Genomic DNA, 12,847 nt, shown 5'->3' with positions numbered 1-12,847 from the left:
CCGCAGAAAAAAGGACGCCCGCAACGCCGTGCTGAACACGAAACGGATTTCGCACACGACCGCTCGAACCGGAGGCCGTCCGGCGGCCCGGCGCATGCCCAGCGTGCGGCTTCTGCTCCTTGCCGCGCTGGCGTTCGCCTGGGGTGCGTCCCTGCGCGCGAAGGCGGAAGACGTCGTCGTGTTGGCAACCGACGGCGGGGGAACGATGACCGTCCGGGGAACGGTCGTCGACTATCGCGGCGACGGGTTGAAAATCGAGGATCACACGGGCGTGGCGCGGTCGTTTCCGGCCCAGCGGGTAATCGACATCCAGACGTCGCTTTCACCCCAGGCCCAAGAGGCCGAACGCCGTTTCGCCGAGCGCAAGTGGGCCGAGGCCGTACCGTTGTATCAAACCGCCCGCCGCGAAGAAACACGCGGCTGGGTTCGCTTACGATTGACCGCCCGGCTCGTGCGTTGCCTGAACAATCTAGGACAGGCCGAGGCCGCGGGCCGGGAGTTCGTCGACGTCCTGTTGAGTGCCGACCCGAACACACCGTACTTCGAAGTGTGCCCGTTGCCGTGGTTGCCCGGTACCCCTGATCCGAGCCTGCAACAGGCGGCACTCGGTTGGCTGCGATCGCCGCATCCGGCGGCGCAGTTGTTGGGTGCGGCCCATCTGCTGACCGGTCCGCACGCCGTCGAAGCCCGCACGACCTTGCAAAATTTGACGACCACCGCGGCAAGACCGATCGCACAGGCGGCCTTGGTGCAACTCGATCGACGCGATATCCTGGCTGCCTCGGAAGATATCCTGCGCAGCCGCGAACGCCTGCTCCGCGAGATGCCGCGGAACGTGCAAGGCGGCGGATACTACCTGCTGGGAATCGCCTGGGCACAACGGCAACGATGGGAAGACGCCACCGCCTGTTTCATGCGGGTAGTGATCTTGCACGACGATCAATATCGCACCGCGGCGCGGGCATTGGCCGAGGCCGTTCGTTGCCGCGAAAAACTGGGCGATCGCGAATCGGCCGAGCGGCTGCGGTTCGAGCTGATTCGACGCTTCGCCGAAACGCCCGATGCCGAAGCGGCCCGAACGGCTCCCTGAGCGGTGATCGCCCGAACCCTTTGAACCCGAACACGTTGAAAACACCGACTTTGAACTCGAAAGGAATCGAATCGACCCATGGACCGGAATCGAGCCCAGCCGAAGGGTATGCCGCGATGGTGGACGGCGCCCGCGTGCCTGCTGTCGGCAATCCTGATCGCGTTACCGGCAAACGGCCAAGCGCCGCCGTTTCCGCCGGAGATTCCCGACGCACCGAGCGAAACGGCCTCGCCGCCGGCGGGAACGAACGACACGAGCGCATTGCCTTCGACCGCTCCGACAACGCCCGCAACAGCCGATGAAGCCGACGACGCGGCCCCCCAAGAAACCGACGCCGAATCGACCGACGGTGCCCCCGGCGGCTTGTGGGAAATCCTCAAGGCGGGCGGAATCGTCGGCTTGGTGATCATGTTGCTGTCGATCGCCGTCGTCGCCTTGGCGGTGGAACACGCCTTGACGCTTCGAGCGAAGGTGTTGATGCCGCCGGGACTGGCGGACGAGGTCCATCGCCTGCTGACCGCCAAACGATGGCAAGACGCGCTGGCGAGTTGCCGCGGCAACCCGAGTGTGCTCGGGCATGTGTTGGCCGCTGGCCTGATCGAGCTGGAAGGTGGGTGGCCCGAGGTCGAAAAGGCCATGGAAGAGGCCCTGGCCGAACAGTCCGCCCGGTTGTTGCGCAAGGTGGAGTACCTGTCGGTAATCGGCAACATCGCCCCGATGCTCGGGCTGTTGGGGACGGTGGTCGGGATGATCTTGGCGTTTCGGCACGTGGCTGAGACGCAAGGCGCCGCCCGGGCGGCCGATTTGGCTCAAGGGATCTACTTGGCATTGGTGACGACCGTCGAGGGACTGATCGTAGCGATCCCGTCGCTGGCGGTGTTTGCGTTCTTCCGCAATCGGGTGGATGAGCTGATCGCCGAGACGGCCGCCGCGGCGCAACATGCGTGTCGGCCGCTCAAGCGGCTGCGCGTCGTCCGCACGCCCGCCCCGCCGGCACCTCCTGCGGACCGCTCGTAGTCGCACCGATCCACGGTCCCCAAGCGACGGAACACACGAAGAACGATCCGGCAAACCGAATCGAGTTGCGAAACGAACGCCGATGCGAGTACCCGACGCGAGCGGACGTCCGAGCGTCCGCTTCAATATGACGCCGATGATCGACGTGGTTTTTCTGCTGATCATCTTTTTCTTGCTGGCCGGGCACATGGCCAAGCAAGAGACGGACGTCGAATTGAGTTTGCCCGAAGCGCGATCGGGCATCCGCACCGAAGACGACACCGCCCGCCGCGTCGTCGTCAACATCACCGCCGAAGGCGAATGGCTGGTCGGCGGCCGCACGATCGACCGCCAAGGACTTGCCCGCATGCTCGCCTTCGAAACCGAAACCAGCGAACAGCCGCTGGAAATCCGCATTCGCACCGACAAGCGTACACCGTACCGATTCGTCGGCCCCGTGTTGGTCGAATGCAGCAAGGCGGGCGTGTGGAACGTGCAATTCAGTGTGATCGAGAAACGATGAGCCGCCCCCGTCCGGCGGCGGACGAGCCCCAGTCCCTTTCGTCACGAAACGATCGACCGTCATGGTTCGCATCCCAAAACATCGGAATCACCGCGAAGCCGATCTGCCGATGACGCCGATGATCGACGTCATTTTCCAGTTGATCATCTTTTTCTTGTGCACGGCCGGGTTTCAGCCCCCCGAGGCACTTTTGCCCAGCCTGCTCAACTTGCCTGGATCGACCAGCGACGTCGTCGTTTCGGATCCCGAACTGGAAGACCTGGACGAGGTCGTGGTGCATTTGGCAGCCGCGGCCGAGGGCACCCGCTTTGAAATCAACGGCGTCACCTACACGAATTTGACCGAGGTATCGCATCGGCTGGCGGCCGTCGCCCGCATTCGCATCGACCTGCCGGTGATCCTCGACATTGATGACGCCGTACCCATGAACGACGTGATCGACGTATACGACGTCTGTCGGAACCTGGGGCTTACCCGCGTACAGTTCGCGGCCCCTGCCGACGCCTGACCACCTTCCACGAATCAAATTGACGACACGATACCGGCCGATGACGGCGACTCGACGAACCCGACACCGCCGAACCGCGTTCGTCCGAACGTGCCCGGCGGTGCTTTGCGCGGTCGCGATGTTTTTCGCCGCACCCGCTTGGGCCTACACGTCCGAAGACGCTCGATTCTTGGAAGGCCTGCGGCAGCGGCACTTGTACACGACGGCCGAACACGTCTGCCGGGTCGAGCTGGCACGCCCCGACATTCCGGCGAGCGAAGCCGTCCGCTGGCGGGTGGCCCTTTCTGAAACGCTCTGCGCCCATGCCTTGAACAGCCCTCCGGCCAAGCGCCCGGCTTTGTGGAAGGAGGCCGCCGAGGCATGCCGCACGGCCGATGATGCTGCGGCGTCGATCACTCTGATCGCCCGCTTGCAACAGGCGATCGTTTTCGAGACGCAAGGTCGCTTGCTGCGGCAAGAGGCCGAACTTGCCTCCGCCCCCGATTGGGAACGCGTGCGGGAACCGCTGCGCGAGGCGATCCGCCGCTTCCGTGAGTTGGATACCCGGGTGGAAGATGCGATTCGGCTGCCCGCAATGCGGACCGGTGCACCCGACGCCCTCTCGGAAAAGGAGTTGCTGTCCCTGCAAAAGAACGTGCGATTCCATTGGGCATCGGCCTTGGAAGAACTGGCGAGGACGTATCCGCCCGATTCGCCCGACCGGACCGGCGCGTTGACCGAGGCCGTCGATCGGTTGCGGGTACCCGCCCAATTGCCTTACGACGATCCGCTTGCGTGGCCTGCCCGGCTGGCCGTGGTGCGCTGCCGCCGTTTGTTGGGTGAACACGCCGGCGCATTGACGCTGATCAACGAATACGAAAAAGACGCTCCACCCGACGCGGCGTTGAATTTGCGGGCGGAACGACTCCGCATCGCCGTGGCCGAAAAGAACTGGGCCGAGGCCGATCGCCTGACGGCGATGGGGCGAACGATCCGGGGCATCGCCTCGCCGGTCTACGATTACGCCCTGCTCGAAGCGTTGACCGCCGGGTGGAAACGCGCCCGCGAACTGAACGATCCGGACCAAGAGAAGACCTGGCGCGACCGCATTACCGAGTTGGTCGCCTTGATCGGCCGCGAGGACGGTCCCTACTGGCGGTTTCGGGCCGAGATGCTCGTCGCCCGTTCGCTCGATCCCGGCGAACGAAGCGATCCGTCGATGCAGGTGTGGGTGGCCGAAAACGCGTATCGTTCGGGCCGCTACGACGAAGCCTTGGCCGCCTACGATCAGGCGCGGCAACAAGCCGCGGCGGCCGGCAAGAGTGACGACGCCTTCCGCTACGGTTTCACCGCCGCGGCAATCGAGCATCGTCGCAATCGCCACGCCCAGGCCATGACGCGATATCGCGAATTGGCTTCGGCGATGCCTTCGCACCCGCAAGCACCGCAGGCGCACCGCTTGGCCCAATATCATCTCGAACAACTCTTGCGTACCGATCCGAAAAACGGCGATCTTGCGGGCCGGTACACCGAACTGTTGCGCGAATACCTCACGACCTGGCCGCAAGCGCCCGACGCGGCCGAAGTGCGTCTGAAACTGGCGAGGTTTTTGCTATGGTCGAATCGCCTTCACGAGGCGTTCACCGTTGCGGCGGAAATGTCGCCGAATGCAGACGACTCGCAACGGGCAGCCGCGGTCGGCTTGTTGGAATCGTGTGCCCGCTCGCTGCTGCAATCGAACTCGAAGCCCGAACCGGCGGCACCGTTCGAGCTCGGGCAGGCGATCGCCGGGATTGCAAGAGTGGGCGGACTGGGCAACTGGCGGCCGGAAGGACCGCTTCCTTCGATCGCCTCGACGGCTTCGCAACAGGCCTTCTTGGCGTGCGTTCGATTGTGGTTGGCGTTCGGGCAAACGCCTGCGGCCGTCGAAAAGCAACTGCGCGACGCGATCGCCGCGTTGCCGCAGGTGGGAAGCGACGACCTGCTGCGGCGACGGTTGTTCGCCTACCTGGCGTTGGTCGCCGTTTTGGGCGGCGATGCCGAACAGGCCGCGCGCTGGCACCGCCAGGCGGAACCGTTGCCGGTCGAAATCCGCTGTGAATTGTTGCAGATTCTGGCCTACCGCGGAACGACCGGCGGCGCAGCCGCCGAATGGACGGTCGCTTTGGCCGAATCGCTGCAAGGCGCCGAGAGTGTGCCTGCCGAACTCGCCTCGCAGTTGCCCACGATCATCGCCGAGGCGTTGGCCGCCGCCGGACGTGAATCCGACGCGATCGAACGCTACCGCCGTCTGGCCGAGGCCCAACCGAACAACCCCGACGTGCTCGAATCGTACGCGACGTTGCTGGCCCGCCGGAACGATCGGGCAGCGCTCGAACAGGCGCTGGAGGTATGGCGGCAAATCGCGCGACGATCACCCGAGGCCTCACCGCGTTGGTATCGCGCAAAAGCGGCGATCGTCGGCTTGCATCTGCGCTTGGGCAACCGGGAACAGGCCCGCAAGATCCTCGACCTGGTCGAATTGCTACATCCCGACCTGGGCGGCCCGTCGACGGCGGAGACTTTCCAGGCGTTGAGAAAACAACTCGGCGGCACATCGCAACGGTAAAGATTGGATACCCCCGGCCGCCTGCGCCCGCGATCCTCGGCAGCCCCCCAGGAAACTCGACCTACTCCTCACGACTCCGCGTTATTGTTCGAGCGGAGCGTCGGCGGTCGGTTCGTCTTGCGGTTCTTCGATTTCCAACGGTGGTTCGCCGGTCGGAAGAACGAAGCCCAAGATGCCCAACAGCAGCCCGATGCCCGCCAGAATCAAAAGCGCCGTCCGGTAACCGCGGTACAAGGCCAGCGTATCGGCCCATCGCTTCTCGATGACGAACAGATCGGCGTCGATGCCCTGTCGCACATGGACCCAATAATTGAAGGCGTCGAGCGGGTACATATGGCTCATCGGTTCGGGCGTCGGCCAGGTCGCCCACACGTACACACCGCCGATCGCGGCGGCCGCCAGAAGCAGTGCCGCGCCGGCCAGCAGCAAGAACCGAATGCTTGCCGGCTTCGTTTCGCGCTCGGGAGCGTCTGCTTTATCGACGACGATCGTCTCGGAAGCGAGAAGCTTCGAGCGTGCAGGAATGTCGACGGTGTTGCCGCAGGGACAGGCAAGCGACGTACCCGCCTGCTTCAGATCGACGAGGTGTTTCGCATTACAAGAGGGACAGGCGATTTCGAATTTGGGCATGACCTTACTTGGGGCATCGAAAAAACGAACTTTCGCGGGCGGCCACTCGGCCGCGTGCGTAATTCGGCGGATTCCGTGAACCGTCGGCCGGCTTTCTGCGTCGAAAGCACAGGGAGCCGGCGAAAATCAGCGCCACACCGAGGAATCGGCACGCGCCCGGTTCCATCCCCAGTATATCGTAAGCGAGCGTCGTTCCCTCGTGCCGGACGCTTCCGCGGTCATTTTTGTTCGAATCCGGCACAATTTGCGCGCCGTTTTGACCGATGAAAGGCGAAGCCACCCCCCATTTGGCTTCGTCCGCGGGGCGCATGACGAACAGGCCGAGGTAATCGTCCGTAGGCAAAGGAAGGCCGCATGACACGATGGGCTGTGTCGCGAAACTGTACCGAGTACACGCAGCAGGCAAGAAAAACAAGACAGGTCAGCGTTACTACTGTAGAAGGGTGTCGCAACTGTGGCAAATCTCGGGAGGGCTCCAAAGAAACTTGTTTGGCAGCTTAGATTAGAATAGGGAAGATGGAAAAGTGCCGGTTTTTACCAGGCTTTTCCATGTTAACATTTCTAAACAATGGTCGAGCTTCGCCGCGCGATTTGCCGAAAATTTCGCTGGACAACGGCAAAATCGTGGGTAGAATTGAGCGACGGGCCCCGGTATTCCCAGCCTCGGTAAGAAGAGGCTCGCGGGTGAGAAAGCAACCTCCCGCCTCTAAAGTTCACCGTGGGGCACGGCCGGTTCTGGCATTTCGATGCGGCGGTCTCGGCGGGGAGTTTCCCGATACGAGGGAAACGGGCTCTGCGAGTTCGGTCGATCCGATATCGGATCCCTAACCGAATCCAGCAGCCACGATACACTCCCCGAAGCACAACCAGTTGCCCCGTTGGTCTGCCGGTGAATGTTCCTGAGCTTTTCCTTCGGAAGGATTCCGGTCACTGTACGAGCTGACGGTACATCGCAGTCCCCGGCTCGAACAGGGAGAGGGACCGTGCACCCTTGACGAGGGAAAGCGGGCACCGCGAAGACGCGAAACACGGCAGAAGGCAACGGCGGAGACGACGCACGCAACAAATGACGGAACCGAAACGTGTTGGCCGGTTGCATGTAGGCGGACTCATCAACGAAACAGCAACGTGCCCCCCGGGCCGGCCCACTGAAAACGCCGTAGACACGGCAACGACGGGGGGATGTTAGGTCGAGCGGAAGGCCTTGATTCAGGGTTTTCTCCTAAGGAGAGAAGCTTTGTACGAGCACGATTCCTTGTTGGACGAGATCGGTTTTGTTCCTGCCGACGACGGTGACGATGAAGAGGAGCTGGGACTCCATGCCGTCGACCTGGCTGCCGAAGACGAAGACGTCGACGACGACTTGGACGAAGACGACGATGCCGGCGACGCGAAGGCAGAGGCCGATGACGATGATGAGGCCGCGTCGTTGCTGAGCTCCGAAAGCGAGTCCTGGTCCGACGATCCCGTTCGCATGTACCTGACCCAGATGGGCGAGATCCCGCTTCTCACCCGCCAGCAAGAGATTGCGCTGGCCAAGAAGATCGAGATCTCGCGGGCGAAGTTCCGTCGCAAATTGCTCGAATGCGACTACGTGATGCGGCATGCCGTTCGCGTCTTGCAAAACGTGGCCGACGGAACGCTTCCTTTCGATCGGACCGTTCAGGTCTCGGTCACCAGCCATCTGGAGAAAGAACAGATCCTCGGTCGGTTGCCGCACAACCTGGCGACGGTCAGGCAACTGCTCAAGCGCAACCGCCGCGACTACCACATCGCGCTGAGCAAGTCTCGGCCGATGGGCGAGCGCCGCGCCGCGTGGCATCGGCTGGGACAAGGCCGGCGTCGTGCCGTCCGCCTGGTTGAAGAGCTGGGCCTGCGGACCCAACGCCTCGAACCGTTGTTCGAGACGATTCGCGAGTTCTCCCGCCGTGTCGACGAACTGAAGGCGCGCATCAACGCCCACCGCGAAAAGGGCTTGCCGCCGGAAGAACGCGAACCGTGGTTGAAGGAGTACCGCGACATCTTGCGGGCGACGCAAGAGACGCCCACCAGCCTGCGAAACCGCGTGAAGTATCTCGAACGGGTTTATGCCGACTACCAAGAGGCCAAGCAAGGCCTCTCGGAAGGCAACCTGCGGCTGGTCGTCTCGATCGCCAAGAAGTACCGCAACCGCGGGCTGAGCTTCCTCGACCTGATCCAAGAAGGCAACGCCGGATTGATGCGGGCGGTCGACAAGTTCGAGTATCGCCGCGGATTCAAGTTCTGCACCTACGCCACGTGGTGGATTCGCCAGGCGATCACCCGCGCCGTGGCCGACCAAAGCCGCACGATCCGCATTCCCGTCCATATGGTCGAGACGATGTCCCGTGTGCGGAACGTCGGTCGCAAGCTGCTCCAGGAACTCGGCCGCGAGCCGACCTTGGAAGAGATGGCCCAGGCCGCCGAGACATGTCCTGAAGAAGCGCGCCGAGTGTTGGCCATGAACCGATATCCGATCAGTCTCGATCGACCGGTGGGCAACAGCGAGGACAGCCAATTCGGCGACCTGCTGCCCGACAGCGACGCCGAGAATCCTTCCACCGGCGCCACCCAGGATATGCTCCGCGAGAAGATCAACAACGTCCTCAAGTCGCTCAGCTACCGCGAACGCGAGATCATCAAGTTGCGGTACGGATTGGGCGACGGCTACAGCTACACGCTGGAAGAGGTCGGCCATATCTTCAAGGTCACGCGCGAGCGTATCCGGCAGATCGAGGCGAAGGCCGTCCGCAAGTTGCAGCAACCCAGCCGCAGCGCCGAACTGGTCGGCTTCCTCGACTAATCGACAACGCACTCGGCACATGCCGAACGATCAAGCCTGAAACGAAGCAGCCCGGGCAGGTCGATTCCTGCTCGGGCGTTTCGTTTGGATCGAGGGTGTCGAAGCCAACCCGATTACGACTCGATCGGACCGGCCGGCCGGGCATCTTCCGCTGTCGCGCTTTGCCCGTCGTCGTTCGTACTCGCTTCACCGGTCGCCTCGGCGATGATGCGTTCGATTTCACCGTCGCTGAGCAATTCCGCCAAGGCACGGCGCAGCGCCGGGTCGATGTCGCCGGATTGCTTTTGGGAATCTTCGCGGGTCGGATTGCCGCGATTCGTGTTCGGTTGATCGACGTTCGCGCGGCCCCGCTTGTCGGAAGCCTCGTCGGAGGGCCTGCCGTTATCGATCGCCCGACCCGGCTGAACGCCGGAGCTGCCCACCCGCGATGTACCGGAAAAGCGTCCGCCGGTAAACCGGATCACGCCGCCTTGCCCGCCGACCGTCGGCAAGATCACGTCGAACTGCGGTTGGAACGAACCGGCTTCGTCACCGGCGAGGAAGGCGGGCACAAATCCCTGCTCTTGCTCCACGGCCGTTTCGCCCCCGGTCGCCGCACGTTGCGGCGCGAGCAATGCCCGCGGATCGACGACCGTGATCGGAACCTGCAACATCGCCGAGGCCGCGGCGGTGCTCTGTTCGATCGCCTGGAACACGGCTTGGAAGCTGCCGCCGTCCGCTTCGGCAGGAACGGCCCAGGTGAACATGCCGCTTGCCGGGTCGAACGTCGCTCCCGGCGGAAGCTCGACTGCGCTCACCACGACGTCGTTCGCCGGAATGTCGGGGTCGACGGCGGAAACCGGGAAAGAAAGCGTCTCGCCGGGGAACACCAGTCGCGGCTCGGCCGCAGTCGCGAAGACGGGCGCATCGTCGCGCTCGATCACCGACACGTGAAACGTCCGCCACGTCGATTTCCCTGTCGGGTCGTTGGGATCCAGCCGGTCGCGGACCCGCACCGAAACGTCGAACTCCTTGCCCCCGTCGGCCTCGTCGGTCTGCCACACGATCCGACCGCCGGTGAGTGAAACGGCCATGTCTTGCGGAACCGACGTGCCCGACAGCGAGTAATACAGGGTGTCGGCAGGCAGGTCGTCGTCTTCGGCATGAAGCGTCAGGTCGAGCAGATCGCCCTCCTGCAAGACGACGTCGTTGATCGGATCGAGCCGCGGAATCGTGTTCAGCTCGGTCACCAGCACGCTGAACGATTCGACGGTCGAGGCCCCGATGGCGTCGGTCACGCGGACGCGGATCGTCGAGTAACTCGGTCCGTCGGCCTCGTCGGTCTGCCAGGTGAACACGCCCGTCGAAGCGTCGATCGCGGCGCCCTCGGGCACGGGACCGTCGAACGCGAAGACGAACGGCGCCCGCTGCGGCGGTGCTTCGACGTCGAAATCGATCTGCACCAGGTCGCCCTCGGTGACGACGACCGGCGCGCCGGGGACGTTCAGCAACTTCGGTCCTTCGGTGACGGCGATCGTGAAGCTCTGGACGGTGGTGTTGCCCGCAGCATCCGAAAGCTCGATCGAGACGGGCACGTCGCCGGTTTGCGTATCGCCGGGCGTCCAACGAACGAGGCCCGTCGCCGCGTCGATCAACATCCCGGCGGGCGACTGCGTGAGCCGGTACCGCGCCGCACCGGCGGTTTCTTCCGGCGAGTTCGCATCGTATTCGTATTCGCGGCCCACGGCGGCATCGACCGGCGCACTGGTCGAAAACGACGGCGCCTGCGTATCGACGGTGATCTCCAGCGGCCCCGAAAGCCCGCTGCTCAGCGTCGCCGTATCGTGGAGGTTCCCCACATCGACGCTCACGTCGTGCAGGATCTGCCGCGCGGTGATCTCGTGCGTGCCGTCGGTCTGCGTGACGTCGCCTTCGGTAACGACCACGGGCGTATCGACCGCTGCGGCCGTGCGCCCGATCTCGACGCCGTCGGCATACAGGATCACTTCGGCCCCCGGAATCACTCCGTACACGCGGAAGGAAAGCGTGTTCCCCGGCGTGTTGTTCTTGTTCGTGAGCCGGTCGGAATCGCTCAACCCCGTGTCGGACGACGAAACCAACTCGACGGCCGAGGGTGCCGGCGGATCGACCAAGACGGGCACCAATTGCGAATCCCATACGTCGCGGCCCGAGAAGTAATTGGCCGGCGTCTCCGCCCGCACGGCCACCAGCATCGACGCCACCCCGTACGCCCCCGGCTCGACCGAAATCGTCCCTTCCCCGGTCGTGCTGTCGAAGTCGACGGTGAACTTGTCGGCGTCGGCGCCTTGTGCCGCGGCATAATAGACCATCGCGCCGCCGTCGACGTCGGTCGCCGGAACCGAGAAACCCGCCGAACCGCCGTTTGCCAAATGGATCGGATCGACCGCAAGCAAGTACGGATAGTTGTCGATCGGATCGGGTTGTACGTTCACGGTGAAGCTTTGCGAGGCTTCGCCGCCGTTGCCGTCGCGGACGGTCACCGTCACGTGCGCCGTCCCCGAGGCCCCTTCCGCCGCCGATAGCCGTAACACGCCGTTCTCGACGTCGTCGAATACGACCATGTCGCTGATCGTCACCGGTGCAAGGGGCTTGTCGTTCGCATCGGTGGGCACTCCCTGAATCGCCTCGCGGACCGAATCGCCTTCGGTCAAGAAACCGAACACCGTGTGGTTGAAATCCAAGTGCCGCGTGGCCGTGTCGGTGATGAAGAATTGCGAGTCGTTCGTATCGTCGCTGCTTTTCGCCATCGACAGCACGCCCGCCGAGGTGTGCTGCAACGCCGCCTGAAATTCGTCGTCGAACGTCGTGCCGCTGCCGCCGGTGCCGTCGCCGTTCGGATCACCCCCTTGGATCATGAAATTGTCGATGATCCGGTGGAAGGTGAGTCCGTCGTAAAAATCGTCTTGGGCCAGCTCGATGATCCGCGACGTCGTATTGGGAACGAGATCCTCGAACAGCTCGAACGTCATCGCACCGAAATTCTCGACGACGATCTTCAGGCTGCGGTTGCCGGAAGGCACCGTCCCCTGCACCAACGACGGATCGTCGATCGTGATTTCGTATGTCAGCGCGTCGCCGTCGGCGTCGTAACCGTCGAGAGCCACATGCAGCGGGGCCCCGCCGTACAGGACGACGTCGTCGATCGGTGCCAACGTCGGCGGTGTGTTTCCGCTCAGCAGATAGCGCGGCTCCAACGTTTCGACCCGCGCGGCTCGATGCGCACGAACGCCCCGGCGCCGCACGTTCCGCCGAGATCCCCCACGAAAAGAACGCTTCCAGTCGGCCTTCAAGGCAGCCTCCGGTTGATCGCTCGATAGTTGCGTACGCTTGCCCGAAAAGGTCGGGAAGCCTCGCGGATAGCCGTCCATCACTCGACGATTCCGCGAATAGCCCCGAACCGGCAAGACGACTCGAATTTGGATGCAGTAGCCGCAGAAAAGGTTCCGCCGCAGCGAACCCCAAGAAACCGTCGCCGACGGCGAATCACCGACCACGGCCTCGGGATGCCGCATCGCCCGCATTCGACCGTCGTCGATAGGTTCCAGTATAACCAGCGAAACATTTCCCAAACCACGCTGTTTCACCGGCTTAACATGCAGCTCGGCAGAACGAAGAAGGATTATGACGGTGGCAAGGCCCATGCACCCCCTTTTGGAGGGAACGCATGATTC

Annotated in this window: 8 protein-coding genes; 6 read left to right on the top strand and 2 right to left on the bottom strand. The window is 63.5% G+C overall.

Going from position 1 to position 12,847, the window contains the following annotated elements:
• Positions 1-28 precede the first annotated feature (28 nt).
• From ACYQ2I_RS01775 to ACYQ2I_RS01755, 5 genes are all read left to right on the top strand, one after another.
• Positions 29-1,090 (top strand): tetratricopeptide repeat protein, encoded by a 1,062-nt coding sequence (locus tag ACYQ2I_RS01775; RefSeq protein WP_460165269.1) that lies wholly within the window; start codon positions 29-31, stop codon positions 1,088-1,090.
• A gap of 78 nt (positions 1,091-1,168) precedes the next feature.
• On the top strand, positions 1,169-2,107 hold the full coding sequence (locus ACYQ2I_RS01770) for a MotA/TolQ/ExbB proton channel family protein (protein ID WP_460165268.1): 939 nt from the start codon (positions 1,169-1,171) through the stop codon (positions 2,105-2,107).
• A gap of 82 nt (positions 2,108-2,189) precedes the next feature.
• Entirely contained in the window at positions 2,190-2,609 is a 420-nt protein-coding gene (locus ACYQ2I_RS01765) for an ExbD/TolR family protein (protein ID WP_460165267.1), read from the top strand.
• A gap of 61 nt (positions 2,610-2,670) precedes the next feature.
• A complete protein-coding gene (locus ACYQ2I_RS01760; RefSeq protein WP_460165266.1) occupies positions 2,671-3,117 on the top strand; it encodes an ExbD/TolR family protein in 447 nt (148 codons plus the stop codon).
• A gap of 100 nt (positions 3,118-3,217) precedes the next feature.
• The gene (locus tag ACYQ2I_RS01755; protein WP_460165265.1) at positions 3,218-5,704 is read left to right on the top strand and encodes a tetratricopeptide repeat protein; all 2,487 of its coding nucleotides are present in this window, start codon (positions 3,218-3,220) and stop codon (positions 5,702-5,704) included.
• Between the two features lie 81 nt (positions 5,705-5,785).
• Here the strand turns inward: ACYQ2I_RS01755 and ACYQ2I_RS01750 are convergent, their stop codons facing one another.
• Positions 5,786-6,334 (bottom strand): zinc ribbon domain-containing protein, encoded by a 549-nt coding sequence (locus tag ACYQ2I_RS01750; RefSeq protein WP_460165264.1) that lies wholly within the window; start codon positions 6,332-6,334, stop codon positions 5,786-5,788.
• 1,237 nt (positions 6,335-7,571) lie between these two features.
• Between ACYQ2I_RS01750 and ACYQ2I_RS01745 the strand changes: the two genes are divergently transcribed.
• On the top strand, positions 7,572-9,155 hold the full coding sequence (locus tag ACYQ2I_RS01745; RefSeq protein ID WP_460165263.1) for a sigma-70 family RNA polymerase sigma factor: 1,584 nt from the start codon (positions 7,572-7,574) through the stop codon (positions 9,153-9,155).
• Positions 9,156-9,268: 113 nt separating this feature from the next.
• Here ACYQ2I_RS01745 and ACYQ2I_RS01740 read toward each other — a convergent pair whose 3' ends face one another.
• Positions 9,269-12,697, bottom strand: a complete 3,429-nt coding sequence (locus ACYQ2I_RS01740) for a peptidylprolyl isomerase (RefSeq protein WP_460165262.1) — start codon at positions 12,695-12,697, stop codon at positions 9,269-9,271.
• Positions 12,698-12,847 lie beyond the last annotated feature (150 nt).

The organism is Thermostilla marina, from assembly GCF_054657455.1.
This window is presented reverse-complemented; position numbering and strand designations above follow the sequence as displayed.

Excerpts from the sequence above, each read along its gene's own strand:
- ACYQ2I_RS01770 (WP_460165268.1), top strand. The coding sequence starts at position 1,169 with ATGGACCGGAATCGAGCCCAGCCGAAGGGTATGCCGCGATGGTGGACG.
- ACYQ2I_RS01765 (WP_460165267.1), top strand. The coding sequence starts at position 2,190 with ATGCGAGTACCCGACGCGAGCGGACGTCCGAGCGTCCGCTTCAATATG.
- ACYQ2I_RS01750 (WP_460165264.1), bottom strand. The coding sequence starts at position 6,334 with ATGCCCAAATTCGAAATCGCCTGTCCCTCTTGTAATGCGAAACACCTC.
- ACYQ2I_RS01740 (WP_460165262.1), bottom strand. The coding sequence starts at position 12,697 with ATGCGGGCGATGCGGCATCCCGAGGCCGTGGTCGGTGATTCGCCGTCG.
- ACYQ2I_RS01760 (WP_460165266.1), top strand. The coding sequence starts at position 2,671 with ATGGTTCGCATCCCAAAACATCGGAATCACCGCGAAGCCGATCTGCCG.